Genomic DNA, 25,923 nt, shown 5'->3' with positions numbered 1-25,923 from the left:
CGCAAACGACGTAGGGTGGGTGAAACCCACCTCCCTCTCTGTCTCCCCCTCCCGCCCGATTTCGAGGTATCAAAATGAACCAGGAACTCACGAACAACCCGTTCAACCCGCTGACGCCGCCCAAGGCCTTTGACGAGATCAAGGTCTCGCTGGCATCGCCAGAGCGCATCCTCAGCTGGTCCTTCGGCGAGATCAAAAAGCCCGAAACCATCAACTACCGCACCTTCAAGCCCGAGCGCGACGGCCTGTTCTGCGCCCGCATCTTTGGGCCGATCAAGGATTACGAATGCCTGTGCGGCAAATATAAGCGGATGAAGTATCGCGGCGTCGTCTGCGAGAAGTGCGGCGTGGAAGTGACCCTGCAAAAGGTCCGCCGCGAGCGTATGGGCCATATCGAACTGGCCGCGCCCGTTGCCCATATCTGGTTTCTCAAGTCGCTTCCCTCCCGGATCGGCCTGATGCTCGACATGACGCTGCGCGATCTGGAGCGGATTCTCTATTTCGAGAACTACGTGGTGATCGAGCCGGGCCTGACCGATCTGTCCTATGGCCAGTTGATGAGCGAAGAGGAATTCCTCGACGCGCAAGACGCCTATGGCTCGGATGCGTTCAGCGCCAATATCGGTGCCGAAGCGATCCGCGAGATGCTGGCCAATATCGACCTCGAGGCCGAGGCCAACACCCTGCGCGCAGAGCTGAAAGAAGCCACGGGTGAGTTGAAGCCCAAGAAGATCATCAAGCGCCTGAAGATCGTCGAAAGCTTCCTTGAATCCGGCAACCGCCCCGAGTGGATGGTGCTGACCGTGATCCCCGTGATCCCGCCCGAACTGCGCCCGCTGGTGCCGCTTGATGGTGGCCGTTTCGCGACCTCGGATCTCAACGATCTTTATCGCCGCGTGATCAACCGGAACAACCGCCTCAAGCGGCTGATCGAATTGCGCGCGCCCGATATCATCGTGCGCAACGAAAAGCGGATGCTGCAAGAAGCGGTCGATGCACTGTTCGACAATGGCCGTCGTGGCCGCGTGATCACGGGTGCCAACAAGCGCCCGCTGAAATCGCTCTCGGATATGCTCAAGGGCAAGCAGGGCCGCTTCCGCCAGAACTTGCTCGGCAAGCGCGTCGACTTCTCGGGCCGCTCAGTGATCGTGACCGGCCCCGAGTTGAAACTGCACCAGTGCGGTTTGCCCAAGAAGATGGCGCTCGAACTGTTCAAGCCCTTCATCTACTCGCGGCTCGAGGCCAAGGGTCTGTCTTCGACCGTCAAGCAAGCCAAGAAGCTGGTGGAAAAAGAACGCCCCGAGGTGTGGGATATCCTCGATGAGGTGATCCGCGAACACCCCGTGCTTCTCAACCGCGCGCCGACGCTGCACCGTTTGGGCATCCAAGCGTTTGAGCCCGTGCTGATCGAGGGTAAGGCGATCCAGCTTCACCCGCTGGTCTGCTCGGCTTTCAACGCCGATTTCGACGGCGACCAGATGGCCGTGCACGTACCGCTGAGCCTTGAGGCCCAGCTCGAAGCGCGCGTCTTGATGATGTCGACCAACAACGTTCTGTCGCCTGCCAACGGTGCGCCGATTATCGTGCCGTCGCAGGATATGATCCTTGGCCTTTATTACGTCACGCTCGAGCGTGAGGGGATGAAGGGTCAGGATATGATCTTCTCTGATGTCGATGAAATCCGTCACGCGCTCGACGCCGGCGAATTGCATCTGCATGCGCGCATCAAGGCCCGCATCAAGCAGATCGACGAAGAGGGCAACGAGGTGTGGGTGCGTTTCGACACCACCGCTGGCCGCGCGCTTTTGGGCGATCTTTTGCCGCTCAACGCCAAGGCGCCCTTTGATCTGGTCAATCGCTTGTTGCGCAAGAAAGAGGTGCAGCAGGTCATCGACAATGTGTACCGCTATTGCGGTCAGAAAGAGTCGGTCATTTTCTGCGACCAGATCATGGGCATGGGCTTCCGCGAGGCGTTCAAGGCCGGGATCTCCTTTGGCAAGGACGACATGGTCGTTCCCGATACCAAATGGGCGCTGGTCGATGAGACCCGCGATCAGGTCAAGGAATTCGAACAGCAGTATATGGACGGCCTGATCACCCAGGGTGAAAAGTACAACAAGGTCATCGATGCCTGGTCGAAAGCCAACGACAAGGTCACCGATGCGATGATGGATACCATCTCGGCCAAGAAGTTCGACGAGAACGGCTCTGAGTTGGAACCCAACTCCGTCTATATGATGGCCCATTCGGGCGCGCGGGGTTCGGTCACCCAGATGAAGCAGCTGGGCGGCATGCGTGGCCTGATGGCCAAGCCCTCGGGCGAGATCATCGAGACGCCGATCATCTCGAACTTCAAGGAAGGTCTGACCGTTCTTGAATACTTCAACTCGACCCACGGCGCGCGCAAAGGTCTGTCCGATACGGCGCTCAAGACCGCGAACTCGGGCTATCTGACCCGGCGTCTGGTCGATGTGGCGCAAGACTGCATCATCCGGATGGAAGATTGCGGCACCGAGAACGTCATCACCGCATCCGCCGCCGTCAATGACGGTGAGGTCGTGGCCTCGCTGGCCGAGCGTATCTTGGGCCGCACCGCGGGCGAGGATATCTGCGTCCCCGGCACCGATGAGGTGATCGTTGCCCGTGGTGAGATGATCGATGAGCGTCGCGCCGATGCGGTGGAAGCCGCAGGCGTCGTGACGTGCAAGATCCGTAGCCCGCTGACCTGTGAGGCCGAAGAGGGTGTGTGCGCCTCGTGCTATGGTCGTGACCTTGCACGCGGCACGCGCGTCAACACCGGCGAGGCGGTCGGCATCATCGCCGCCCAGTCGATCGGTGAGCCCGGCACACAGCTGACGATGCGGACCTTCCACATCGGCGGCGTTGCCCAAGGTGCGCAGCAATCCTTCCAAGAGGTGAACGTCGAGGGTATCGTCCACTTCGCCAACCCCACCTTGCTCAAGAACCCCGCAGGCGAACAGGTTGTGATGGGCCGCAACATGCAGCTTGTCATCAGCGATGAGCATGGCGCCGAACGCGCCAGCTTTAAGCTGGGCTATGGCACCAAGGTGCATGTCGCCGAGGGCCAAAAGGTCGGCGCGTGGTGATCGCCTGTTCGAATGGGACCCCTATACTTTGCCGATCATCGCCGAGAAATCGGGGACGGTGAAATTCGTCGATCTGACCTCGGGTGTTTCGATCCGTGACGAGACCGACGATGCCACCGGCATGACGCAAAAGATCGTGTCCGATTGGCGCACAGCGCCCAAGGGCAATGAGCTCAAGCCCGAGATCTTGATCGTCGATGCCGAAGGCCAGCCGGTGCGTAACGACGTGGGTAACCCCGTGACCTACACGATGTCGGTCGATGCGATCTTGTCGGTCGAGGATGGTCAGACCATCCAAGCCGGTGAAGTCGTGGCGCGTATCCCGCGCGAAGGTGCCAAGACCAAGGACATCACCGGGGGTCTTCCCCGCGTGGCGGAATTGTTCGAAGCCCGCCGCCCCAAGGATCACGCCATCATCGCCGAAATCGACGGCTATGTGAAATTCGGCCGCGACTTCAAGAACAAGCGCCGGATCACCATCGTGCCGACCGATGAAAGCCTTGAGCCTGTGGAATACATGGTGCCCAAGGGCAAGCACATCCCCGTGGCCGAGGGCGACTTCGTCCAAAAGGGCGACTACATCATGGATGGCAACCCTGCGCCCCATGACATTCTCGCCATCATGGGTGTCGAGGCCTTGGCCGTGTACATGATCAACGAGGTGCAAGAGGTCTATCGCCTGCAGGGCGTGAAGATCAACGACAAGCACATCGAAGTGATCGTGCGCCAGATGCTCCAGAAGTGGGAAATCCTCGAAAGCGGCGAGACCACGCTGCTCAAGGGCGAGCATGTGGACAAGGCCGAGCTGGAAGCGATGAATGCCAAGGCAGAGGCCGATGGCCGCCGCCCGGCAGAGGCGCAGCCGATCTTGCTGGGGATCACCAAGGCAAGCTTGCAAACCCGCAGCTTCATCTCGGCCGCCTCCTTCCAAGAGACGACCCGCGTGCTGACCGAGGCTTCGGTTCAGGGCAAGGTCGACAAGCTCGTGGGCCTCAAGGAGAACGTCATCGTGGGCCGCCTGATCCCGGCGGGCACCGGTGGTGCCACCCAGCGTGTCGAGCGGATCGCCAAGGCCCGCGACATGACCGTGATCGAAGCCGCCCGCGCCGAAGCGGCCGCCGCAGCGGCCCTTGCCGCCCCGGTCATGGAAACGGGCGACGAGACCGAATAATTCCGGTCCCGCACAAGCAAAGCAGCGCCCCGCCGTTTTCGGTGGGGCGTTTTCTTTTGTGGCGGGTGCAAGGGGTGTTTCGCTGCGCGCCGCTTTGACCTAACCTTTGGCGCAACAACGTAGCAGATCGACGCCATGCCCACGCGTAAAGATAACCAGATTGTCGGCGTCTGCCGCTTCTCCTATCTCGGGGATGGCGGTTTTCAGGCGCAAACCCAAGATGCCGAGCAAGCCGCGCGCGTCCTTTACGACACGGCACGCATGCAGCGCCGCTTTGCCTATTTCGAGAATATCTGCCTGCCGTCGCTGGCCGCGCAAACCGATCAGGATTTTGTCCTCGTTGTGTTGACAGGCGACACCATGCCCTTGCGTTGGCGCAAGCGCCTGAAGGGGCTGATGGCGCAATATCCGTTTCTCGAACTTTGCACGCTCGCAGCAGCGGGGCCGCTCAATTCCACCCGGCGCGCCTTTCGCCGGGGATGGAATGGCACCGCGACCTATATCACGGGTTTTCGCATCGATGATGATGACGCGGTCGCCATCGACTATATCGCGCGCACCCGCGAGATTGCCGACCAACTCCTCACGATGGGATGGGCCGATGAAAAAACCCCCGTCGCGATCTGTTTTCATCGCGGCATCTATTGGGACATGGCCCGCCCAGAGGAGACGCAGTTTTGGGACTATGCCGAGAAAGAGCCGCTTGGCCTTGCCGCAGCGATGATCACCACCCCTGATGCGATGACCAATATCTACCGCTGGAACCACCGTCGCTTGGCCAGCCAAGTGCGCTGTTGGAGCGATCCAAACGCCTTTATGTTCCTGCGCACCTTGCATGGGCATAATGACAGTGGCCGCGCCATCCCGCCCGACGCACGCCCGCTTGCTACGGCGCAGGCCCATAAACTGCTCAAGGGCCGCTTTGGCCTGTTGCCGTGGAAACTCCAGTCGATGATGCAGCAAGCGCCGGATGACGCAACATGAGCACACCGCTCAGCCCCAATTTGCGGGGCGCGCTATACATGACGCTGTCGATGGCGGCCTTCACGCTCAACGATGCCTGCGTCAAGCTGGTGGCCGAGACCGTGCCGCTGTTTCAGGTCATCTTTCTGCGCGGGTTTGGCACCACGGTTCTGTTGGCCTTGTTCGTGCAGATGACCATTGGCCTGCGCCCCGCTTGGCCGCGCCGCGACCGCCCCTTGATCGCTGGGCGCACCTTGGCCGAGATCGCGGCGATGGTGACATTTACCTTGGCCTTGACCAATATGGCGATCGCCAATGCAACCGCGATCCTTGCAGCACTCCCCTTGGTGGTGACCTTGGGGGCGGCGCTTGTCTTTGGCGACCCGGTCGGTTGGCGGCGCTTATTGGCGATCTGCATCGGCTTTGTGGGGGTCTTGTTGATCGTGCAGCCCGGCACCGATGGCTTTAATATCTGGTCGCTGTTGGTGTTGTTGTCGGTCTTGGTCATCACCGCACGCGATTTGTTCACCCGCGCCTTTAGCCCCGCGGTGCCGACGATGACAGTCGCGGTTTTGACTGCAGGGGCGGTCTGCCTTGTGGGCGGCGTGCTATCGCTATTCACGCCATGGGTCGCGCTTGATCTGCGCGAGGCGGCGCTGATCGCGGCGGCGGCGGTGCTGATCATCGGCGGCTATGTCTTTGGCATCATGGTGATGCGCGTGGGCGAGGTCGGCTTTGTCTCGCCCTTCCGCTATACCTCGCTCATCTTTGCGCTGATCCTTGGCTTGGTGGTGTTTGATGAGTTTCCCAATGCCTTAGCCCTGATCGGCGGGGTGATCGTGGTGGGCACGGGGATCTTCACGCTTTTGCGCGAACGGATGGTCGCGCGCGCCAACCGTCGCAGCGCGGCCAAGGCCGCAACAACGCCGGGGGCACCGCATGGGTGATGATTTGCGCCTGTTTTGGTGGCAATGCCGGGCGCGGTTGACACCCGCTCCGACTCCCCCTATAGCCCGCTCACTCGGCAGGGGTAACGCCTTGCCTAATACAGATTTGTAGTGGTCATGATCCGGGCCTTTGATGTGCCCCGATCCTCTGAAACTTCCACCGCAGCGTCCTCCAGGTAGGGAAGGGATGCTTGCGGCTTTGGTGTTTTCGCGCATCGCGTGGAAATGCCGCCGACATGAGAGAGCAAGACGGGGAACCGAATGCCGACGATTCAACAGCTGATCCGCAAGCCGCGGCAGCCCAAAGTGAAACGCTCCAAGTCCCAGCACCTGGAGTCCTGCCCGCAGAAACGCGGCGTATGCACGCGCGTCTACACCACCACGCCGAAAAAGCCGAACTCGGCCATGCGGAAAGTCGCCAAGGTGCGCCTGACCAACGGGTTCGAGGTCATCAGCTACATTCCGGGTGAAAGCCACAACCTTCAGGAACACTCGGTTGTCCTGATCCGTGGCGGCCGGGTGAAGGACCTTCCCGGCGTGCGCTACCACATCCTTCGCGGTGTTCTCGACACGCAGGGCGTCAAGGATCGCCGCCAGCGTCGTTCGAAATACGGCGCGAAGCGCCCCAAGTAAGAGGATCGAAAGATGTCCCGTCGTCACGCCGCTGAAAAGCGCCAGGTCCTGCCCGATGCCAAGTTCGGCGATACGGTCCTGACCAAGTTCATGAATAACCTGATGATCGATGGCAAGAAATCGGTCGCAGAACGCATCGTCTACAACGCGTTCGAGCGGGTCGAGGCCAAGCTCAAGCGCGCGCCGGTGGAAGTGTTCCACGAAGCGCTCGACAACGTGAAGCCCGCCGTCGAAGTGCGGTCGCGCCGCGTCGGTGGTGCGACATACCAGGTGCCTGTTGAAGTGCGCCCTGAGCGCCGTGAAGCCCTTGCAATCCGCTGGCTGATCAACGCGGCCCGCGCCCGCAACGAGAACACCATGGAAGAGCGCCTTGCTGGCGAATTGGTGGATGCGGTCAATGCGCGCGGCGCAGCCGTGAAGAAACGTGAAGACACCCACAAGATGGCAGACGCCAACAAAGCGTTTAGCCACTACCGTTGGTAATTTTAATTCTAGCCTGAGGACCACCAGATGGCACGCGAATATCCGCTGGAGCGCTACCGCAACTTTGGGATTATGGCCCATATTGACGCGGGCAAAACCACAACGACAGAACGTATCCTGTATTACACTGGTCGGTCTCACAAGATCGGCGAAGTCCATGATGGCGCAGCTACCATGGACTGGATGGAGCAAGAGCAAGAGCGCGGGATCACCATCACCTCTGCTGCGACCACGACCTTTTGGCAGTGGCAAGAAGACCCGACCGCCGAAGGCACCTCGGATACCAAGGTGCGCTTCAACATCATCGACACCCCCGGCCACGTGGACTTCACCATCGAAGTCGAGCGTTCGCTGGCGGTTCTTGACGGCGCGGTCGCTCTGCTTGACGCCAACGCCGGTGTCGAGCCTCAGACCGAAACCGTGTGGCGTCAGGCTGACCGCTACAAGGTGCCGCGCATGGTCTTTGTCAACAAGATGGACAAGATCGGCGCTGACTACTTCAAATGCGTGAAGATGATCAAAGACCGCACAGGTGCGACACCTGTTCCCGTGAACTTCCCAATCGGTGCCGAAGATCAGCTCGAAGGTATCGTTGATCTCGTGACCATGGAAGAATGGGTCTGGGAAGGTGAAGATCTGGGCGCATCTTGGACGCGTCAGCCTATCCGTGCCGAGTTGCAAGACCTCGCCGATGAGTGGCGCTCCGTTCTGATCGAGAATGCGGTCGAAATGGATGACGCGGCGATGGAGGCCTATCTCGAAGGCCAAGAGCCCGACGTCCCGGCGCTGCGCAAGCTGATCCGCAAGGGTTGCTTGTCGATGACCTTCGTGCCTGTCCTTGGCGGCTCTGCCTTCAAGAACAAGGGTGTTCAGCCGCTTCTCAACGCTGTGGTCGATTACCTTCCCGGTCCGCTTGATGTGCCGGCCTATATGGGCTTTGCACCGGGCGATGAGACGGAAACCCGCAACATCGCGCGCTCGGCAGAAGATGCACAGCCCTTCGCCGGTCTGGCGTTCAAGATCATGAACGACCCGTTCATGGGCACGCTCACCTTCACCCGTATCTACTCGGGCCAGATGAAGAAGGGCGACCAGCTTCTGAACGCGACCAAGGGCAAGCGCGAGCGGATCGGCCGCATGGTGATGATGCATGCCAACAAGCAAGAAGAAATCGCCGAGGCATTTGCCGGCGACATCATCGCGCTTGCGGGTCTGAAAGACACCACCACCGGCGACACGCTGTGTGATCCGGCCCATCCGGTGGTCTTGGAAACCATGACCTTCCCCGATCCGGTGATCGAGATTGCGGTCGAGCCCAAGACCAAAGCCGACCAAGAGAAAATGTCGCTCGGCCTGCAGCGTTTGGCGGCCGAAGATCCCTCGTTCCGCGTGGAAACCGACATCGAATCCGGCCAGACCATCATGCGTGGCATGGGCGAACTTCACCTCGACATCCTGATCGACCGCCTGCGTCGTGAATTCAAGGTCGAGGCGAATATCGGTGCGCCGCAGGTGGCCTATCGCGAGACCATCGGCCAAAAGATCGAACATACCTATACCCACAAGAAACAGTCGGGTGGGTCTGGTCAGTACGCCGAGGTCAAGCTGGAAATCTCGCCGACCGAACCGGGCGAAGGCTACACCTTCGAATCCCGTATCGTGGGTGGCGCGGTTCCCAAGGAATACATCCCCGGCGTCGAAAAGGGCATCAAGTCGGTCATGGACAGCGGTCCGCTTGCGGGCTTCCCCGTGATCGATTTCAAGGTCGCGCTCTTGGATGGTAAGTTCCACGATGTGGACTCCTCGGTTCTCGCTTTTGAGATCGCCGCCCGCATGGGCATGCGCGAAGGTCTGAAGCGGGCAGGGGCCAAGCTGCTCGAGCCGATCATGAAGGTCGAAGTGGTGACGCCCGAGGATTACACCGGCGGCATCATCGGCGACCTGACCTCGCGTCGTGGTCAAGTGACCGGCCAAGAAAGCCGCGGCAACGCGAATGTGATCAACGCTTTCGTTCCGCTGGCCAACATGTTCGGCTACATCAACACGCTGCGCTCCATGTCTTCGGGCCGCGCGCAGTTCACGATGCTGTTCGACCATTACGAGCCGGTTCCGCACAACATCTCGGAAGAGATCCAAGCGAAATACGCATAACCGGGGCGGCGGGGTCAAACCCGCCCTACCCACCACCGTAGGGTGGGGCGTTGCCCCATCGACCCGTTAAGGAGGCCATCATGGCAAAGGCAAAGTTTGAACGTAACAAGCCGCATGTGAACATCGGCACGATTGGTCACGTGGACCATGGCAAGACGACGCTGACGGCGGCGATTACGAAGTATTTTGGCGAATTCCGTGCCTATGACCAGATCGACGGCGCGCCGGAAGAGAAGGCGCGCGGGATCACGATCTCGACGGCGCATGTGGAATACGAGACCGAAGCGCGTCACTACGCCCATGTCGATTGCCCCGGCCACGCGGATTATGTGAAGAACATGATCACCGGTGCGGCGCAGATGGACGGCGCGATCTTGGTGGTGAACGCGGCCGACGGCCCGATGCCGCAGACGCGCGAGCATATCTTGCTTGGCCGTCAGGTGGGCATCCCCTTCATGGTTGTGTACCTCAACAAGGTCGACCAGGTTGACGACGAAGAGCTTTTGGAGCTCGTCGAGATGGAAGTGCGCGAGCTTCTGACCTCGTATGATTACCCCGGCGACGATATTCCAATCGTCAAGGGTTCGGCGCTGCATGCGATGAACGGCACGCAGCCCGAGATCGGCGAGAGCTCGATCCGCGCGCTGATGGAAGCGGTTGACAGCTACATCCCGACGCCGACCCGCGCGGTGGACAAGCCCTTCTTGATGCCGATTGAAGATGTGTTCTCGATCTCGGGCCGTGGCACGGTTGTGACCGGCCGCGTTGAGCGCGGTGTTGTGAACGTGGGCGACGAACTTGAGATCGTGGGTATCCGCACGACGCAGAAGACGACCTGCACGGGTGTTGAGATGTTCCGCAAGCTCTTGGATCGTGGTGAGGCGGGCGACAACATCGGCGCGCTCTTGCGCGGGATCGACCGTGAGGCGGTTGAGCGCGGCCAAGTGCTGTGCAAGCCCGGCTCGGTCAAGCCGCACACCAAGTTCGAGGCCGAGGCCTATATCTTGACCAAGGAAGAGGGTGGCCGTCACACGCCGTTCTTTGCGAACTACCGCCCGCAGTTCTACTTCCGCACGACGGATGTGACCGGCACGGTTGAGTTGCCCGCCGGCACCGAGATGGTGATGCCCGGCGACAACCTGAAGTTCACGGTCGAGCTGATCGCGCCCATCGCGATGGAAGACGGCCTGCGCTTCGCGATCCGCGAAGGCGGCCGCACCGTCGGCGCAGGCGTCGTGTCGAAGATCCTCGCCTGATCGCAGATCGGGCAAGGATCACCCGACGCGCCCAAAGGGGTTTGTCGAAGATCCTCGCCTGATCGCAGATACGGTCCTGATCCTAGAGATCTTGGCTTGAACAATCGAAGGTCGCGCTGTATTTGCGCGGCCTTCACCGGTCAAAAGACCGGATCAATGAAACCGGTTCGACGAGGGGTGGATATCCCCCCTCCTCTCAACTGAAAGGAAAACAAGATGGCGATTGCCAGCCAGAATATCCGGATCCGCCTTAAGGCGTTCGATTTCCGGGTTCTCGATGCTTCCACAGCGGAGATCGTGAACACTGCGAAGCGCACCGGCGCCCAAGTGCGCGGCCCGATTCCGCTTCCCAACAAGATCGAGAAGTTCACGGTTCTCCGTGGCCCCCACATCGACAAGAAATCGCGTGACCAGTGGGAGATTCGTACCCACAAGCGTCTGCTTGATATTGTCGATCCGACCCCGCAGACGGTGGACGCGCTGATGAAGCTCGACCTCGCCGCCGGCGTGGATGTCGAGATCAAGGTATAAGGGGGGCAATGACAATGTTGCGCTCTGGTATCATCGCCAAGAAGCTGGGCATGACCCGGCTGTTCATGGAAGACGGACGGCAAGTGCCCGTGACCGTTCTTCAACTCGATAATCTGCAGGTCGTGGCACAGCGCACGCCCGAGCGTGACGGCTATACCGCCGTTCAGCTTGGTGCGGGCACCGCCAAGGTCAAGCGCGTCACCGCGCCGATGCGTGGCCATTTCGCTGCCGCAAACGTTGCCCCCAAGCGCAAGCTTGTGGAGTTCCGCGTGGATGCCGAGAATATGCTGCCCGTCGGCGAAGAAATCATCGCCGATCATTACTTTGCAGGTCAGTTCGTCGATGTGACGGGCACCTCGATCGGTAAGGGTTTCGCCGGTGCCATGAAGCGGCACAATTTCGGCGGTCTGCGTGCCTCGCACGGTGTGTCGATCAGCCACCGCTCGCATGGTTCGACCGGTCAGTGTCAAGACCCCGGCAAGGTGTTCAAAGGCAAGAAGATGGCCGGTCACATGGGTGCTGCCCGCGTGACGACGCAGAACCTTCAGGTTGTGCGCACCGATAGCGACCGTGGCCTGATCATGGTCAAGGGTGCTGTCCCCGGCTCCAAGGGTGGTTGGGTCACCGTCAAGGATGCGGTGAAAAAGCCGTTCCCCGATGACGCCGTGCTCCCCGCAGCGCTGCGCTCCGTTGCCGCCGCCGAAGCAGCCGCCGCCGCTGAGGCCGCCGCCGCACAAGCCGTAGCCGAGGCAGAAGCCGCCGCAGCCGCCGCAGCACAAGCAGAAGCCGCCGCGATGGACGCCACCGAGGCTGATGCATCGGCCGAGAAGAAGGATGGTGAGGAATGAAACTCGACGTGATCAAACTGGACGGCGGCACAGCCGGCTCGGTCGATCTGGGCGAAGATATCTTCGGCTTGGAACCTCGCGCCGACATCCTGCACCGTGTGGTCCGCTGGCAGCGCAACAAGGCGCAGGCTGGCACCCACAAGGTCAAGACCCGCTCGGAAACCAGCTACTCGACCAAGAAGATCTACAAGCAAAAAGGCACCGGCGGCGCACGCCACGGTGACCGCAATGCGCCGATCTTCCGCAAGGGTGGTATCTACAAGGGCCCGACACCGCGCAGCCATGCGCATGATCTGCCCAAGAAGTTCCGCGCGCTTGGCCTCAAGCATGCGCTGAGCGCCAAGGCCGCCGAGGGGAACCTCGTCGTTCTCGACGCCGCAGCGATGGACAGCGCCAAGACATCGGCACTGGCCAAGCAGGTCAAGAACCTTGGCTGGAAGCGCACGCTGATCATCGATGGGGCAACGCTGGACGAAAACTTCGTCATGGCCGCGCGCAATATCGAAGGTCTCGATGTGCTGCCCTCGATGGGCGCCAACGTCTATGACATTCTGAAGCGTGACACGCTGGTGATTACCCGCGCTGGTCTCGAAGCACTGGAGGCTCGTCTGCAATGAGCGCGAAAGCAGAACATTACGACGTGATCCGCAAGCCGATCATCACCGAAAAGGCGACCATGGCATCCGAGAATGGTGCCGTCGTTTTCGAAGTGGCGATTGACAGCAACAAGCCGCAGATCAAGCAAGCCGTCGAAGAGCTGTTCGGCGTCAAGGTGAAGGCCGTGAACACGACCATCACCAAGGGCAAGAACAAGCGCTTCCGTGGCCGTCCCGGCACCCGCAAGGATGTCAAAAAGGCCTATGTCACCCTCGAAGAGGGTAACACCATTGACGTCGCAACCGGTCTTTAATAGATCGCGGCATCTTGCCGGCTCCGGGTTTACTCGGGGCCGCGTGTTTTTCCCGGGGTAGGGGCGCGATACGCGCGATCTGACCGGCGAATTCCACCGGGGACCTTCGGGGCCCTATACCAAAATCGGGGCTCCCTGCCCCGCAAAGCAACGGAAGACAGAAAGCATGGCACTCAAGTCGTATAAGCCGACGACGCCGGGCCAGCGCGGGCTGGTGCTGATCGACCGTTCGGAGCTTTGGAAAGGTCGCCCTGTCAAATCCCTCACCGAGGGTCTGACGGGAAATGGCGGCCGGAACAATACCGGACGGATCACCGCACGCCGGCGTGGTGGTGGCGCAAAGCGTCTGTATCGCATCGTCGATTTCAAGCGCACCAAGTTCGATATCTCGGCAACCGTCGAGCGGATCGAATACGATCCCAACCGTACCGCCTTCATTGCGCTGGTGCGCTATGAGGATGGCGAACAGGCCTATATCCTTGCCCCCCAGCGTTTGGGCGTGGGCGATAAGGTCGTCGCCGGGTCCAAGGTCGACATCAAGCCGGGCAATGCGATGCCTTTCTCGGGCATGCCGATCGGTACCATCGTGCACAACATCGAGCTTAAGCCCGGCAAGGGTGGCCAGATGGCGCGCGCAGCAGGCACCTATGCCCAGTTTGTCGGTCGCGATGGCGGCTATGCGCAGATCCGCCTGTCCTCGGGCGAATTGCGTCTGGTCCGTCAGGAATGCATGGCCACCGTCGGTGCCGTGTCGAACCCCGACAATTCCAACCAGAACCTCGGCAAGGCGGGCCGTGTCCGCCATATGGGCAAGCGTCCTGCCGTTCGCGGTGTCGCGATGAACCCGATCGATCACCCCCATGGTGGTGGTGAGGGTCGGACCTCGGGTGGCCGTACACCGGTTACGCCTTGGGGTAAGGACACCAAGGGTCGTCGTACCCGCAACAAGAACAAGGCGTCGCAAAAGCTGATTATCCGCTCGCGTCACGCCAAGAAGAAAGGGCGCTGATCCATGTCGCGTTCCGTCTGGAAAGGGCCTTTTGTCGACGCTTACGTCCTCAAGAAGGCCGAGAAAGCCCGGGAATCCGGCCGCAACGAGGTCATCAAGATCTGGTCGCGCCGTTCCACCATCCTGCCCCAGTTCGTGGGCCTCACCTTTGGGGTCTACAATGGTCAAAAGCATGTGCCGGTGAATGTCACCGAGGATATGATCGGCCAGAAATTCGGGGAATATCTCGCCGACGCGGACCTATTACGGTCACGCGGCCGACAAAAAAGCCAAGAGGAAATAAGCCATGGGCAAGGATAAATCCCCGCCGCGTGGCGGATAACGAGGCGATGGCATAGCTGCGCATGCTGAAGACCAGCCCGCAGAAGCTATTGAACCTGCTGGCTGCAGTTGATCCGCGGCAACGGTAGCGTCGAAAAGGCCCTGCAGCGACCTGGCCTTCTCCGAAAAGCGGATACGCGCTGACGACGTGAAGAAATGCCTTCAGTCCGCCATCGCCAATGCCGAGAACAACCACGGCCTCGACGTCGACGCGCTGGTCGTCGCAGAGGCCTGGGTCGGCAAGAACCGCGGTCATGAAGCGGGGCCGCCCGCGGGCGCCGTGGCCCGGTTCCGGCAAGATTCAGTCAAGCCGTTTTCAGAAGCGAGCTGACCATCAAAGGTCCGCTCAAGCCGAGCAGACTGCCAGATGGGTAACATAAGTCAGCCCGATCGGCATGCGCCTGCAGGTCCAACCGCACCTGGGACAGCCGCTGGTATGCACGACACCCGCGAACACGGCAGCGCTCTGCTTGGAAGACCTCAAGATCAAGCGCGGCGTTCATCCGCAGGAAGAGCGCAAGCAGTCCGGCGTCAGCCGCGTGATCATCGAGCGCCCGCACCGCAAGTGCCGCGTCAACGATCCACACATTGCCCGCCCCGGCGTGGACTCACCGGCAAAGAAGGGCGCCGACATCGAAGGCCTGCGTCAAGAAGCTGGCCGAACGCTGACCGCGTCAGGAACTGCACCTTCAACATCGTCGAGGTCCGCAAGCCCGAACTGGACGCCGCGCTGGTCGCAGAGATCCATCGGCCTAGCAGCTGGAACGCCGGGTGTCGTTCCGTCGTGCGAGTGAAGCGTGCGGTGCAGAACGCCATGCGCATGGGCGCCCTGGGCATCCGGGTCAACGTCGCGGGCCGCCTTTGGCGGCCGGTGATCGCCCGACCGAATGCATCGCGAGGGCTGGGCGCCGCTGCACACGCTCCGCGCCGATACCGATTATGCCCTGTCCGAAGCTTCGACCCCGTATGGGATCATCGGGGTCAAGGTCTGATCTTCAAGGATCCTGAGGCATGATCCGTCGGCCCGCGATCGCCGTCAGGCGGAGCCCAGGAAGGTGGGGGCCCACGTCCCCGCCGTGACCGGTAAGGAGCGCGAGATGATGCCAGAACCGCAAAACGCACAAAGTTCCGCAAAGCTCCACAAGGCTGCATCGCGAAGCAAGTATATCCACCTGACCTTGGCACCTTCGGCCTCATGCCCCAGCCCGAGCGGGTCACCGCCCGCCAGATCAGGCCGCCCGCCGGGCCATGACGCGCCACATGAAGCGTCAGGGCCGGGTGCGTGGATCCCGATCTTCCGGATACGCCCGTCGTACCCAAGCCGGTGAAGTCCGATGGGTAAAGGTAAGGGTTCGGTCGGATTACTGGCCTGTGGCGCCAAGCCGGGCCGGATCATGTTCGAGATCGACGGCGTGAACGAAGAAACCGCGCGCGAGAGGCCCTGCGCCTTGCCGCGATGAAGCTGCCGATCAAAACCCGACGTCCGCGAGGATCGGCAACACCAATCCGCGCGCGTAGGTAGCGTGTTTGCCTGCAAACACGCGCCGCACCAGAGAAAGAGCCTCCGACGCAATCGCGCCGGGGCTTTTTCTTTTCCCCGTTGCGCCGGGCAGCCAGACGGCACACCCTACGCAAACGCCAAGGATCACGCCCATGCCCACGACTGTCGCTTTCGTCACCCGCCTCATCACACAAACTGGCCGAGCTTGGCTCCGCCGTGGACGCTGACGAGTTGGAAGCCTCGTGCTTCCTCCATCGCCGAGGATGACGAGGCGCAGGAGTGGTGCGAGGAAAACAGCTTCCGGGCTACACCTCCTACGCGTCGCTGACCGACCTGCCGTGGCGCTTTCCGATCTTCAAGACGCTGGTGGTGGCGCTTCGATGCGCACGTCGCGCCTTCGTAGCCGACCTCGAATCTCGACACCTCGAGGGATCGTGCAGCGCGAGATCTGGATCAACATCCGCCCGAGGGCGACCGCCACACCAGCCAGCACCACCCCCATTCGGTGATTTCCGCACGACCTATGGTCGTCCCCCGGCGCAAAAATCCATCAAGCTGGAAGACCGCGCCGCGCATGATGATGGCTGCCCCCACCCGCCGCCCCACGGCCGTGCGAGGGGAGTTGCGTGCCTTCGTCTACCCGGGCAGGCGGGTTAATGCGCCGCTGTGGGTGTTGGCTGCGCCACGAGGTGCCGATGAACATGGATGCGATGACGGGGGTGAGCGTCAGCTTCAACCATCGGTGGAGAGGGGCGAAACCTCACGCCCCCAACCCAGGGATGATTGAGCGTTGAGAAATTCAACACACGTCTGGCTAAGATCACATCAAACGGAAAAATTTGCTGCTATGCGATATTGGTCACAACGGCCACACTATCCGGTATTTGGGACAGCGGGATTATCGTTTGGTCGAGGCTACCTTTTCCAAAGAAGAGTTGATGGATTTCAGCATTCGGCGGAAATCCTTTTCGAAGGCGACGACAAGATCGAAGTGGCAGGGTAGAAATGACGATCAAGCGACTCTGCGTCCAACGACCCTGCGCGCGGATACAATCGAGTCCCTATGGAGGCTGGCCGCCCGACTGAAACGCCCTCCGCCTAAAGCCGCGAGGTCAGGCCTGCCAACCAACTGGTGAAGGCCGCCTCGTCACCGCCCCGCAGCCAAGTCCTCCATCATCCGCACACCCTCTGCCGGGTCGGGGCGCATCTGTAGCCCGTTCAGTCAGAACGTCAGCGTCGTGACAAACGCCGTCCGTTTGTTCCCCATCCACAAAAGCATGGGCCTTACAGATCCCGAAGGCACAGGGCTGCTGCCAGCATGAAGGTCGGTCTCGCCATAGGCTGCCCGGTTCACCGGACGGGCGCGCAGGCCGCTTCCGCAGCAGCCCGGTCCCGCATCCTGGCGCCCCGCCGCGACGTGCGATTCGCTGGTCGGAAAGGTGGTGATGACGGCGCGGATGGCACCCGTACGGGCACGGTTACGCCAGAGCCTGAAGAAGATCCCCTGTTCTCGTCCATCACGGTTTCACCTGCTGCCAGCGCCGCCGCCAGCGCCGGATCATTCGCCATGATGCGCAGCGATTCGTCATCGCCCCGCACGACAGCGCAGCGCAAACGCCTTTGGCGTCGAGGGCTGCCAGCATCTCGGCAGAGCAGGGTCATGACGGTTAAATTCGCCGACCTGCGGATCTTGGTTTCGATCATGGCGGACCTCAGGGTTATACGGCTGTATATACTGGCCAGCCCAGACGGCAGGAATATGGGGTTGCGGCGATCCCTGCTTTGCCCTATGGCCGCGCCCTCTATTCACCGACCTCCATGAATCGGCGACCTCGCGCCCAGGCGTCCCGGTGATGTTGAAAGGGACCAAGGCGATGAACGCCAGCGAACTTCTCGCGAGAAGACGCTGGACTGTGGGCTGAAAGAACAGCTCGTCCAGCTCAAGAAGGAGGCCTTCAACTCCGCTTCCAGCAGGCCAATCGGGCCAGCTCGAGAACACGGCCCGCATGCGCACCGTCAAGCGTGACAGTCGCAAAGCGACCATCCTGAACGAAAAAAAAGCGACCGCCGCAGCAGGGGAGGCCAACTGATGCCCAAGCGTATCCTGTCCGGGCACCGTCACGTCCAACGCCAATGCCCAGACTGTCACTGTGTCGGTCGAGCGTCGCTTCAAGCACCCCGTTCTCGCCAAAGACGATCCGGAAGTCCAAGAAGTACCGCGCGCCACGACGTAGACCAACCAGTTCAACGTAGGCGATACTGTTCGCATTCAGGAATGCGCGCCCAAGTCGAAAACCAAGCGCTGGGAGGTGTCGACCGCGCTCGACGCGGGCGATCACATCTCGGTTTGATCGAAACCCGGGTCAATGTCCTGACAAGGCGGCCCCGGACGTCAGGGAGAACCAAATGATCCAGATGCAGACCAATCTGGATGGTGCTGACAATTCCGGTGCCCGAAAGTTCAGTGCATCAAGGTCCTCGGTGGTTCACACCGCCAGCGACGTTCCGGTCGGCGACATTATCGTCGTCTCCGGTCAAAGGCCATGCCGCGTGGCCGTGTGAAGAAAGGCGACGTCCGCAAGGCCGTCGTCGTGCGCACCGCCAAAGAAGTGCGTCGTGAGGATGGCACCGCCATTCGCTTCGACCGCAACGCCGCCGTTATCCTCAACAACAACAACGAGCCCGTCGGCACCCGTATCTTCGGGCCGGTGGTCGTGAGCTACGCGCGAAGAACTTCATGAAGATCATCTCGCTCGCGCCGGAGGTGCTGTAATGGCTGCTAAGCTGAAAAGGGCGACAAGGTCGTCGTGCTTGCCGGCAAGGACAAGGGCAAAAGCGGTGAAATCACCGCCGTGATGCCCAAGGACGGCAAGGCTGTCGTGGACGGCATCAACATCGCCATCCGCCACACCAAGCAAAGCGCCTCTTCGCAGGGCGGCCGCATCCCTCAGGCGATGCCGATCGCGCTGTCGAATCTTGCGCTGCTCGATAAGAACGGCAAACCCACGCGCGTCGGCTTCAAGATCGAAGACGGCAAAAAGCTGCGTGTCGCCAAGACCACGGGGGACGTGATCGATGCTTGATACAGCAACCTATACCCCGCGCCTCAAGACCTTCTACCGCGAGACGATCAAGCCCGCGCTGAAGGAAGAGTTCGCCTATAAAAACGATATGCAGATCCCGCGTCTTGAAAAGATCGTGCTGAATATCGGTTGCGGTGCGGAATCGGTGCGCGACTCCAAGAAAGCGAAATCCGCTGTCGAGGATCTGACCACCATCGCCGGTCAACAGGCCGTGGCGACCCTCGCCAAGAATTCCATCGCAGGCTTCCGGGTCCGCGAAGGGATGACGCTGGGTGCCAAGGTCACGCTGCGCGGCGACCGCATGTATGACTTCCTCGACCGCCTGATCACCGTCGCGATGCCCCGCATCCGCGACTTCCGTGGTGTGAAACCCGCATTCGACGGGCGCGGCAACTTTGCGATGGGGATCAAGGAACACATCGTGTTCCCCGAGATCAACTTCGACAAGGTCGACGAAGTCTGGGGCCTCGATATCGTTATCGTCACGAACGCAAAGTCCGATGATGAAGCGAAATCGCTGCTCAAGAACTTCAACATGCCTTTTAACGCCTGACGCAGAGGGAGAGAGACACATGGCAAAAGTTTCCATGGTTGAACGCGAACTCAAGCGTCAGAAGCTGGTGGCCCGCTACGCCGCCAAGCGCGCTGCGCTGAAAGAGATCGCAAATGATGAACAGAAGCCGTTTGAAGAGCGCTTCAAGGCACGCCTGAAATTGGCGCAATTGCCGCGGAACTCTTCGCCAAGCCGGCTTCACAACCGTTGCCAGCTGACCGGACGGCCCAAGGCCTATTACCGCAAGCTGAAAATGTCGCGGATCATGCTGCGCGATCTGGCCTCGATGGGTCAGATCCCCGGCATGGTCAAGTCGAGCTGGTAAGGAGAGCGCCCGATGAATGATCCTATCGGCGATATGCTGACCCGCATCCGCAATTCGCAGATGCGTGGAAAGTCCACCGTCATGACCCCTGCCTCCAAGCAGCGCGCACGTGTGCTCGATGTTTTGGTCGATGAGGGCTACATCCGTGGCTATGAGTCCGCGACCGATGTGAATGGCCACCCGGCCTTCGAAATCAGCCTGAAGTACTACGAGGGCACACCGGTCATCCGCGAACTCAAGCGTGTCTCGAAACCCGGCCGCCGCGTCTATCTGGGCGTTGGCGACATTCCGCAGGTCCGTCAGGGCTTGGGCGTTTCCATCGTCTCCACGTCCAAGGGCGTGATGACCGATGCTTCGGCCCGCGCGCACAATGTCGGCGGCGAAGTGCTCTGCACCGTGTTCTGAGGAGGAACGGCTAATGTCTCGCATTGGGAAAAAACCGGTCGAGCTGCCGTCGGGGGTTTCTGCCTCCGTCTCCGGCCAGACCATCGAAGTGAAGGGGCCCAAGGGCACCCGCACATTCACTGCAACCGACGACGTCACGCTGACGGTCGCGGACAACGCTGTGTCGGTCATTCCGCGCGGCAAGTCCAAGCGCGCCCGCCAGCAGTGGGGGATGTCGCGTTCCATGGTCGCCAATCTGGTGACCGGCGTCAGCGAAGGCTTCAAGCGCGAGCTTGAGATCCAAGGTGTGGGTTACCGCGCCACGGCACAGGGCGAAAGCCTGAAGCTGGCCTTGGGCTATAGCCACGACGTTGATTTCGCCGTTCCTGCGGGCGTGACTGTCACGACCCCCAAGAACACCGAGATCGTGGTGGAAGGCATCGACCAGCAACTGGTTGGCCAAGTGGCCGCCAACATCCGCGAGTGGCGCGCGCCCGAGCCCTACAAAGGCAAAGGCATTCGCTACAAGGGCGAATATATCTTCCGTAAGGAAGGCAAGAAGAAGTAAGGGCGACGCATATGGCACTGAGCAAGAGAGAGCTGTTCCAAAAGCGCCGCCTGCGCAACCGGAACAAAATGCGCGCGATGGCGAACGGACGTCCCCGTCTGTCCGTTCATCGTTCGAGCAAGAATATCAGCGTCCAGCTGATCGACGATGTGAATGGGGTGACGCTGGCCGCCGCCTCTTCGCTGGAAAAAGATCTGGGCTTCGTGGGCAAGAACAACGTGGAGGCCGCCGCAAAGGTGGGTGCCGCGATTGCCGAGCGCGCGAAGCAAGCCGGTGTGGAAGAAGTCTATTTCGACCGCGGCGGTTTCTTGTTCCACGGGCGCGTCAAGGCCTTGGCCGACGCCGCGCGCGAGGGCGGGCTGAAGTTCTAAGCTGGTGGTGGGTTTCACCCACCTTACGGCACACGGTGGGTTTCACCCACCCTACGCCATACGGTCGGTTTCACCCTTCCCGCTGCGTCGGGTGGGTGACCCCCACCGATATGGCAAACGATAGCGCAGGCGGCAATCGCCGCCTCGATGATCGGGCAGGGGCCAATACCCGCTGACTGCGATCGAACAAACCGGCGCCCTGCGGCGTCACCGATAGAAGGATGCCGAATATGGCAGAACGTGAACAACGTGACCGGGGCGAGCGTGGCGACCAGCGTCGGGGACGCCGCCGCGAAGAGCGCGAAGAAACACCGGAATTCGCCGAACGTCTGGTCGCGATCAACCGCGTCTCCAAGACCGTGAAGGGTGGTAAGCGCTTTGGCTTTGCCGCACTCGTGGTCGTTGGCGATCAGCGCGGTCGCGTGGGCTTTGGCAAAGGCAAGGCCAAGGAAGTGCCCGAAGCAATCCGCAAGGCCACCGAACAGGCGCGCCGCCAGTTGATCCGCGTGCCGCTCAAAGAGGGCCGTACCCTGCACCATGACGCACAGGGCCATCATGGCGCGGGCCATGTCGTGATGCGCACAGCACCCGAAGGTACCGGCATCATCGCCGGTGGCCCGATGCGCGCCGTGTTCGAAATGCTGGGGATCAAGGACGTCGTCGCGAAATCGACCGGCTCCCAGAACCCCTACAACATGATCCGCGCAACGCTTGACGGTCTGCGCAACGAAACCTCGCCCCGTCAGGTCGCGGCCCGTCGCGGCAAGAAAGTGGCTGACATTTTGCCGAAGCGTGATGGCGCGCCCGCGGCTGAAGCCGTCGCAGAGGAGGCCTGAGTTCCATGGCAAAGACGATCGTCGTCAAACAGATCGGATCGGCGGCCCGCCGCCCCGACATCCAGCGCCGCACCCTGATCGGGTTGGGGCTCAACAAGATGCACAAGACCCGCGAGCTTGAGGATACCCCCTCGGTGCGCGGTATGGTCGCCAAGATCCCGCATCTGGTTGAAATCATCGAAGAGCGGGGCTGAGCCCTTCATCGGGCGGCGGCCTTGGCCCCGCCCGATGGCCCATTTATCGACATGCCGAGGTTGGCCTGCCCGTCGCAGGCAGGTCACATCCGGTCCAAAGGAGACGCGACATGAAACTGCATGAACTTCACGATAATCCCGGCGCCACCAAGAAAGCCAAGCGCATCGCCCGCGGCCCCGGTTCGGGCAAGGGCAAGACCGCTGGCCGTGGTATCAAGGGTCAGAAATCCCGCTCGGGCGTTGCGATCAACGCCTATGAGGGTGGCCAGATGCCCCTCTACCAGCGCTTGCCCAAGCGTGGCTTCAACAAGCCCAACCAAAAGAAATTCGCCGTGGTCAATCTGGGCCTGATCGCGAAATTCGTCGAAGCGGGCAAGATCGACGCAACCGCCGAGATCACCGAAGACGCGCTGGTCGCATCGGGTCTGGTGCGCCGCAAGCTTGACGGTATCCGGGTTCTGGCCAAGGGCGAGGTGACTACCAAGCTCACCATCGCGGTGACCGGCGCCTCGCGCGCGGCCATCGACGCGGTCGAAAAAGCCGGCGGCACATTGCGCGTCGCGCAGGCGACTGCGGCGGAGTGATCCAGATCGGGGGGCTGCGGCCCCCCGTCGCTTGTGGCCCGTATCGTCACGGCCTACATAGCGCTTAGGTTTTGTACGCGCCGCAGGATCGCTCAATCCGATCCGGCGGCGCATTGCCCATGAGAGAGGCGTCATGGCATCAGCAGCGGAGCAAATGGCCGCGAACATGAGCTGGGGGGCATTCGGTAAAGCAACCGAACTGCGCCAGCGCATCTGGTTCACCCTCGGCCTTCTCATCATCTATCGCATTGGTACCTATATCCCCGTTCCGGGGATCGACGGTGTCGAATTGCGGGCCTTCTTCGATCAGGCTGCGGCGGGCTTGGGCGGTGTGCTGAACATGTTCACCGGCGGCGCGCTGTCGCGGATGGGTGTCTTTGCGCTTGGCATCATGCCCTATATCTCGGCCTCGATCATCGTGCAGCTGATGGCCGCCATGGTCCCCGCGATGGAGCAGCTGAAAAAAGAGGGTGAGGCAGGGCGCAAAAAGCTCAACCAATATACCCGCTACGGCACGGTGTTCTTGGCGACCGCACAGGCTTATGGCCTTGCCGTCAGCATGGAATCGGGCGGTCTTGCCTCTGATCCGGGCTGGTTCTTCCGCGCGGCTTGCGTGATCACGCTGGTCGGCGGCACGATGTTCTTGATGTGGGTGGGCGAACAGATCACCCAGCGCGGCATCGGCAACGGCATCTCGCTGATCATCTTCGTCGGCATTATCGCGGAAATCCCCGCCGCCTTGGCGCAATTCTTTGAATCGGGCCGCTCGGGCTCGCTCAGCACGCCTGCGATCCTTGGTGTGATCGCGATGCTGATCGGCACGCTTTTCTTCGTGGTGTTCATGGAGCGCAGCTTGCGCAAGATCCATATCCAATATCCGCGCCGTCAGGTGGGGATGAAGGTATATGACGGCGGCTCTAGCCATTTGCCGGTCAAGGTGAACCCCGCGGGCGTGATCCCCGCGATCTTTGCCTCGTCGCTGTTGCTGTTGCCCACGACGCTGACCACCTTCTCGGGTGGTGAGGCAGCAGGCCCGGTGATGGGTTGGATTTTGGCCAATTTCGGCCCCGGCCAACCGCTTTACCTGTTGTTCTTCGCCGCGATGATCGTGTTCTTCACCTATTTCTACACGCTCAACGTGTCGTTCAAGACCGATGATGTTGCCGATAATCTCAAGAACCAGAATGGCTTTATCCCCGGTATCCGCCCGGGCAAAAAGACCTCTGAGTATCTGGAATATGTCGTCAATCGCCTGCTTGTGCTGGGTGCTGGATATCTCGCGCTCGTCTGCCTCATGCCCGAGATCGTGCGCACCAATCTGGCCATCACGGCCTATTTCGGTGGTACCTCGATCTTGATCATCGTCTCGGTCGGCATGGATACGGTGCAGCAGGTGCAATCGCATCTTCTGGCCCATCAATACGAAGGCTTGATCGAGAAATCGCAATTGCGCGGCCGCAAAGGCACGACCGCCAAGCCACGCAAGCCGCCCGCGCGCAGATGAGTGTGAATATCATCCTCCTCGGCCCGCCCGGCGCGGGCAAGGGCACGCAGGCCGGTATCCTGACCGAAACCCGTGGCTTGGTGCAGCTGTCGACCGGCGATATGCTGCGCGAGGCGCAAGCCTCGGGCAGCGAGATGGGCAAGATCGTTGCCGATGTCATGGCCAAGGGTCAGCTTGTCACCGACGAGATTGTCATCGGTCTGATCCGCGAAAAGCTGGGGCAGGGTGGCTCTGGTTTCATCTTCGACGGCTTTCCACGCACGCTGGCTCAAGCCGATGCGCTTGGCGCCTTGCTGGCCGAGATGGGCCAAAGCCTTGATGCGGTGATCGAATTGCGCGTCAATGATGAGGTGTTGGTTGACCGCATCGTGGGCCGCGCCGAACAGGCCCGCGCCGCCGGTCAACCCGTGCGGGCAGATGACAACGCCGAGAGCCTCAAGACTCGGCTCATGGCCTATTACAAGCAGACCTCGCCCCTGATCGGTTACTACCATGCCAAGGGGTTGCTCAAGGCGGTCGATGGTCTGGCCGAGATTGACGCGGTCGCCACCGATATCGCGGCGTTGCTTTAGGGCGTGCGTGTTTACCATTCCCAAAAGCGGCAGAATTTTCCCTTGACAAGCAAGGCCCCGAACCCTTGACGCCCCGGGCAAATGCGCCTACACGGCGTCTTCCCATTGGGAATCATGATCCTTCTGTGACGGTTGTCGCGCTGGATCGACCTGAACGAAAGGGTCCTTCGGTCATTACGACCAGGGGCCTTTAGTTGTGAAAAAAGGGCCTGGCATTACGGGCTCGCAACGCAAAGGACGAGAATACCTTGGCACGTATCGCAGGGGTCAATATCCCCACATCCAAGCGCGTACCCATCGCGCTGACCTATATCACCGGCATTGGACATACTTCGGCAAAGGCGATCTGTGATGCGGTCGGCATCGACCAGTCGCGCCGCGTCAATGAGTTGTCGGACGCCGAAGTGCTCCAGATCCGCGAGCATATCGACGCCAACCTCACCGTCGAGGGCGATCTGCGCCGCGAGACGCAGATGAACATCAAGCGTCTGATGGACCTTGGCTGCTATCGCGGCCTGCGTCATCGCCGCAACCTGCCCGTTCGCGGTCAGCGTACCCACACCAACGCACGCACCCGCAAAGGCCCCGCAAAGGCCATTGCCGGCAAGAAGAAATAAGGGAGGACCGGGTCCATGGCACGCGATCGTCGTCCCGCAAAGCGTAAGGTTTCCAAGAACATCGCCGCAGGCGTTGCGCATGTGAACTCTTCGTTCAACAACACCAAGATCCTGATTTCCGACGTTCAGGGCAACGCGATTGCGTGGTCCTCGTCCGGCACGATGGGCTTCAAGGGCAGCCGTAAATCGACGCCCTTCGCCGCCCAGATGGCCGCCGAAGACGCCGGTAAGAAGGCACAAGAGCATGGCGTCAAGACCCTCGAGGTTGAGGTGCAGGGCCCCGGTTCGGGTCGCGAAAGCGCGTTGCGCGCTCTGGCGGCCTGCGGCTTTCAGATCACATCCATCCGCGATGTGACCCCGATTGCCCATAACGGTTGCCGCCCGCCCAAGCGCCGCCGCGTCTGAGCCGATACGAAACAACGGCGGGCTACGCGATCTGCGTGGCCCGCTGACGTCATTTTGATCCTCGAGCGTGCCGGAGCTGGATCCGCCCGGTGCAAG

23 protein-coding genes and 9 pseudogenes are annotated in these 25,923 nt (G+C 61.1%); all 32 read left to right on the top strand.

The window, feature by feature from the left end; genetic code table 11:
- Nucleotides 1-74: 74 nt before the first annotated feature.
- A pseudogene (rpoC, locus tag KG698_RS04330) lies at nucleotides 75-4,278 on the top strand (DNA-directed RNA polymerase subunit beta').
- 135 nt (nucleotides 4,279-4,413) lie between these two features.
- Nucleotides 4,414-5,262, top strand: a complete 849-nt coding sequence (locus tag KG698_RS04325) for a glycosyltransferase (protein ID WP_213684361.1) — start codon at nucleotides 4,414-4,416, stop codon at nucleotides 5,260-5,262.
- A complete protein-coding gene (locus KG698_RS04320; protein ID WP_213684360.1) occupies nucleotides 5,259-6,188 on the top strand; it encodes a DMT family transporter in 930 nt (309 codons plus the stop codon). The genes KG698_RS04325 and KG698_RS04320 overlap by 4 nt, the downstream gene beginning before the upstream one ends.
- A 261-nt stretch (nucleotides 6,189-6,449) precedes the next feature.
- The gene (rpsL, locus tag KG698_RS04315) at nucleotides 6,450-6,821 is read left to right on the top strand and encodes a 30S ribosomal protein S12 (RefSeq protein WP_085835153.1); all 372 of its coding nucleotides are present in this window, start codon (nucleotides 6,450-6,452) and stop codon (nucleotides 6,819-6,821) included.
- A 12-nt stretch (nucleotides 6,822-6,833) separates the two neighbouring features.
- Nucleotides 6,834-7,304 (top strand): 30S ribosomal protein S7, encoded by a 471-nt coding sequence (gene rpsG / locus KG698_RS04310; RefSeq protein ID WP_213684359.1) that lies wholly within the window; start codon nucleotides 6,834-6,836, stop codon nucleotides 7,302-7,304.
- A 27-nt stretch (nucleotides 7,305-7,331) separates the two neighbouring features.
- Nucleotides 7,332-9,455, top strand: a complete 2,124-nt coding sequence (gene fusA / locus KG698_RS04305) for an elongation factor G (protein WP_213684358.1) — start codon at nucleotides 7,332-7,334, stop codon at nucleotides 9,453-9,455.
- An 80-nt stretch (nucleotides 9,456-9,535) separates the two neighbouring features.
- Nucleotides 9,536-10,711: an elongation factor Tu gene (tuf, locus tag KG698_RS04300; RefSeq protein WP_213684357.1), complete on the top strand. Its 1,176-nt coding sequence runs from the start codon at nucleotides 9,536-9,538 to the stop codon at nucleotides 10,709-10,711.
- Nucleotides 10,712-10,933: 222 nt separating this feature from the next.
- Complete coding sequence (gene rpsJ / locus KG698_RS04295; RefSeq protein WP_213684655.1) at nucleotides 10,934-11,242, top strand: 30S ribosomal protein S10; 309 nt, start codon at nucleotides 10,934-10,936, stop codon at nucleotides 11,240-11,242.
- Between the two features lie 14 nt (nucleotides 11,243-11,256).
- The gene (rplC, locus tag KG698_RS04290; RefSeq protein ID WP_213684356.1) at nucleotides 11,257-12,090 is read left to right on the top strand and encodes a 50S ribosomal protein L3; all 834 of its coding nucleotides are present in this window, start codon (nucleotides 11,257-11,259) and stop codon (nucleotides 12,088-12,090) included.
- Nucleotides 12,087-12,707, top strand: coding sequence for a 50S ribosomal protein L4 (rplD, locus tag KG698_RS04285; RefSeq protein ID WP_213684355.1), 621 nt, complete (start codon nucleotides 12,087-12,089; stop codon nucleotides 12,705-12,707). Before rplC ends, rplD begins: the two co-directional genes overlap by 4 nt.
- Nucleotides 12,704-13,000, top strand: a complete 297-nt coding sequence (locus tag KG698_RS04280) for a 50S ribosomal protein L23 (protein ID WP_213684354.1) — start codon at nucleotides 12,704-12,706, stop codon at nucleotides 12,998-13,000. The genes rplD and KG698_RS04280 overlap by 4 nt, the downstream gene beginning before the upstream one ends.
- A 166-nt stretch (nucleotides 13,001-13,166) precedes the next feature.
- Complete coding sequence (rplB, locus tag KG698_RS04275; protein WP_213684353.1) at nucleotides 13,167-14,009, top strand: 50S ribosomal protein L2; 843 nt, start codon at nucleotides 13,167-13,169, stop codon at nucleotides 14,007-14,009.
- A gap of 3 nt (nucleotides 14,010-14,012) precedes the next feature.
- Nucleotides 14,013-14,292 (top strand): annotated as a pseudogene (rpsS, locus tag KG698_RS04270) (30S ribosomal protein S19).
- A gap of 3 nt (nucleotides 14,293-14,295) precedes the next feature.
- Nucleotides 14,296-14,661 (top strand): annotated as a pseudogene (locus KG698_RS04265) (50S ribosomal protein L22).
- 64 nt (nucleotides 14,662-14,725) lie between these two features.
- Nucleotides 14,726-15,319 (top strand): annotated as a pseudogene (gene rpsC, locus KG698_RS04260) (30S ribosomal protein S3); the annotation flags it as partial.
- A gap of 161 nt (nucleotides 15,320-15,480) precedes the next feature.
- A pseudogene (rplP, locus tag KG698_RS04255) lies at nucleotides 15,481-15,852 on the top strand (50S ribosomal protein L16).
- A 1,885-nt stretch (nucleotides 15,853-17,737) separates the two neighbouring features.
- Nucleotides 17,738-17,921 (top strand): annotated as a pseudogene (rpmC, locus tag KG698_RS15435) (50S ribosomal protein L29).
- Nucleotides 17,921-18,182 (top strand): annotated as a pseudogene (locus tag KG698_RS04250) (30S ribosomal protein S17). The pseudogenes rpmC and KG698_RS04250 overlap by 1 nt, the downstream one beginning before the upstream one ends.
- A gap of 55 nt (nucleotides 18,183-18,237) precedes the next feature.
- Nucleotides 18,238-18,572: pseudogene (gene rplN / locus KG698_RS15425) on the top strand (50S ribosomal protein L14).
- A gap of 45 nt (nucleotides 18,573-18,617) precedes the next feature.
- A pseudogene (gene rplX / locus KG698_RS04240) lies at nucleotides 18,618-18,914 on the top strand (50S ribosomal protein L24); the annotation flags it as partial.
- Nucleotides 18,907-19,467 carry a 50S ribosomal protein L5 gene (rplE, locus tag KG698_RS04235; RefSeq protein ID WP_213684351.1) on the top strand — a complete coding sequence of 187 codons (561 nt, stop codon included), beginning with the start codon at nucleotides 18,907-18,909 and terminating at the stop codon, nucleotides 19,465-19,467. The pseudogene rplX and the gene rplE, both read left to right, overlap by 8 nt.
- 19 nt (nucleotides 19,468-19,486) lie before the next feature.
- Nucleotides 19,487-19,792: a 30S ribosomal protein S14 gene (rpsN, locus tag KG698_RS04230; RefSeq protein WP_213684350.1), complete on the top strand. Its 306-nt coding sequence runs from the start codon at nucleotides 19,487-19,489 to the stop codon at nucleotides 19,790-19,792.
- Between the two features lie 12 nt (nucleotides 19,793-19,804).
- A complete protein-coding gene (gene rpsH, locus KG698_RS04225) occupies nucleotides 19,805-20,197 on the top strand; it encodes a 30S ribosomal protein S8 (RefSeq protein WP_213684349.1) in 393 nt (130 codons plus the stop codon).
- 13 nt (nucleotides 20,198-20,210) lie between these two features.
- On the top strand, nucleotides 20,211-20,744 hold the full coding sequence (gene rplF, locus KG698_RS04220; protein WP_213684348.1) for a 50S ribosomal protein L6: 534 nt from the start codon (nucleotides 20,211-20,213) through the stop codon (nucleotides 20,742-20,744).
- 11 nt (nucleotides 20,745-20,755) lie between these two features.
- On the top strand, nucleotides 20,756-21,115 hold the full coding sequence (rplR, locus tag KG698_RS04215; RefSeq protein WP_213684347.1) for a 50S ribosomal protein L18: 360 nt from the start codon (nucleotides 20,756-20,758) through the stop codon (nucleotides 21,113-21,115).
- 230 nt (nucleotides 21,116-21,345) lie between these two features.
- Nucleotides 21,346-21,951, top strand: coding sequence for a 30S ribosomal protein S5 (gene rpsE, locus KG698_RS04210; protein ID WP_213684346.1), 606 nt, complete (start codon nucleotides 21,346-21,348; stop codon nucleotides 21,949-21,951).
- A 5-nt stretch (nucleotides 21,952-21,956) separates the two neighbouring features.
- Nucleotides 21,957-22,145, top strand: a complete 189-nt coding sequence (gene rpmD / locus KG698_RS04205) for a 50S ribosomal protein L30 (RefSeq protein ID WP_213684345.1) — start codon at nucleotides 21,957-21,959, stop codon at nucleotides 22,143-22,145.
- A gap of 110 nt (nucleotides 22,146-22,255) precedes the next feature.
- Nucleotides 22,256-22,729: a 50S ribosomal protein L15 gene (rplO, locus tag KG698_RS04200; RefSeq protein WP_213684344.1), complete on the top strand. Its 474-nt coding sequence runs from the start codon at nucleotides 22,256-22,258 to the stop codon at nucleotides 22,727-22,729.
- Nucleotides 22,730-22,862: 133 nt separating this feature from the next.
- Nucleotides 22,863-24,233 carry a preprotein translocase subunit SecY gene (gene secY / locus KG698_RS04195; protein WP_213684343.1) on the top strand — a complete coding sequence of 457 codons (1,371 nt, stop codon included), beginning with the start codon at nucleotides 22,863-22,865 and terminating at the stop codon, nucleotides 24,231-24,233.
- A gap of 2 nt (nucleotides 24,234-24,235) precedes the next feature.
- Nucleotides 24,236-24,805: an adenylate kinase gene (locus KG698_RS04190; protein WP_213684654.1), complete on the top strand. Its 570-nt coding sequence runs from the start codon at nucleotides 24,236-24,238 to the stop codon at nucleotides 24,803-24,805.
- 248 nt (nucleotides 24,806-25,053) lie between these two features.
- Nucleotides 25,054-25,422 carry a 30S ribosomal protein S13 gene (gene rpsM / locus KG698_RS04185; protein ID WP_213684342.1) on the top strand — a complete coding sequence of 123 codons (369 nt, stop codon included), beginning with the start codon at nucleotides 25,054-25,056 and terminating at the stop codon, nucleotides 25,420-25,422.
- 15 nt (nucleotides 25,423-25,437) lie between these two features.
- On the top strand, nucleotides 25,438-25,827 hold the full coding sequence (gene rpsK, locus KG698_RS04180; RefSeq protein WP_213684341.1) for a 30S ribosomal protein S11: 390 nt from the start codon (nucleotides 25,438-25,440) through the stop codon (nucleotides 25,825-25,827).
- Nucleotides 25,828-25,923: the final 96 nt, after the last annotated feature.

The sequence above is a fragment of the Roseicyclus sp. genome, assembly GCF_018402035.1.
Classification (GTDB): Bacteria; Pseudomonadota; Alphaproteobacteria; order Rhodobacterales; family Rhodobacteraceae; genus Roseicyclus.
The sequence above is the reverse complement of the archived record's forward strand: the minus strand, read 5'-3'. Positions and strand labels throughout refer to the sequence as shown.

Coding starts and splice junctions, on each gene's coding strand:
- KG698_RS04325 (WP_213684361.1), top strand. CDS start 4,414: ATGCCCACGCGTAAAGATAACCAGATTGTCGGCGTCTGCCGCTTCTCC.
- KG698_RS04320 (WP_213684360.1), top strand. CDS start 5,259: ATGAGCACACCGCTCAGCCCCAATTTGCGGGGCGCGCTATACATGACG.
- rpsL (WP_085835153.1), top strand. CDS start 6,450: ATGCCGACGATTCAACAGCTGATCCGCAAGCCGCGGCAGCCCAAAGTG.
- rpsG (WP_213684359.1), top strand. CDS start 6,834: ATGTCCCGTCGTCACGCCGCTGAAAAGCGCCAGGTCCTGCCCGATGCC.
- fusA (WP_213684358.1), top strand. CDS start 7,332: ATGGCACGCGAATATCCGCTGGAGCGCTACCGCAACTTTGGGATTATG.
- tuf (WP_213684357.1), top strand. CDS start 9,536: ATGGCAAAGGCAAAGTTTGAACGTAACAAGCCGCATGTGAACATCGGC.
- rplC (WP_213684356.1), top strand. CDS start 11,257: ATGTTGCGCTCTGGTATCATCGCCAAGAAGCTGGGCATGACCCGGCTG.
- rplD (WP_213684355.1), top strand. CDS start 12,087: ATGAAACTCGACGTGATCAAACTGGACGGCGGCACAGCCGGCTCGGTC.
- KG698_RS04280 (WP_213684354.1), top strand. CDS start 12,704: ATGAGCGCGAAAGCAGAACATTACGACGTGATCCGCAAGCCGATCATC.
- rplB (WP_213684353.1), top strand. CDS start 13,167: ATGGCACTCAAGTCGTATAAGCCGACGACGCCGGGCCAGCGCGGGCTG.
- rplE (WP_213684351.1), top strand. CDS start 18,907: ATGCTTGATACAGCAACCTATACCCCGCGCCTCAAGACCTTCTACCGC.
- rpsN (WP_213684350.1), top strand. CDS start 19,487: ATGGCAAAAGTTTCCATGGTTGAACGCGAACTCAAGCGTCAGAAGCTG.
- rpsH (WP_213684349.1), top strand. CDS start 19,805: ATGAATGATCCTATCGGCGATATGCTGACCCGCATCCGCAATTCGCAG.
- rplF (WP_213684348.1), top strand. CDS start 20,211: ATGTCTCGCATTGGGAAAAAACCGGTCGAGCTGCCGTCGGGGGTTTCT.
- rplR (WP_213684347.1), top strand. CDS start 20,756: ATGGCACTGAGCAAGAGAGAGCTGTTCCAAAAGCGCCGCCTGCGCAAC.
- rpsE (WP_213684346.1), top strand. CDS start 21,346: ATGGCAGAACGTGAACAACGTGACCGGGGCGAGCGTGGCGACCAGCGT.
- rpmD (WP_213684345.1), top strand. CDS start 21,957: ATGGCAAAGACGATCGTCGTCAAACAGATCGGATCGGCGGCCCGCCGC.
- rplO (WP_213684344.1), top strand. CDS start 22,256: ATGAAACTGCATGAACTTCACGATAATCCCGGCGCCACCAAGAAAGCC.
- secY (WP_213684343.1), top strand. CDS start 22,863: ATGGCATCAGCAGCGGAGCAAATGGCCGCGAACATGAGCTGGGGGGCA.
- rpsK (WP_213684341.1), top strand. CDS start 25,438: ATGGCACGCGATCGTCGTCCCGCAAAGCGTAAGGTTTCCAAGAACATC.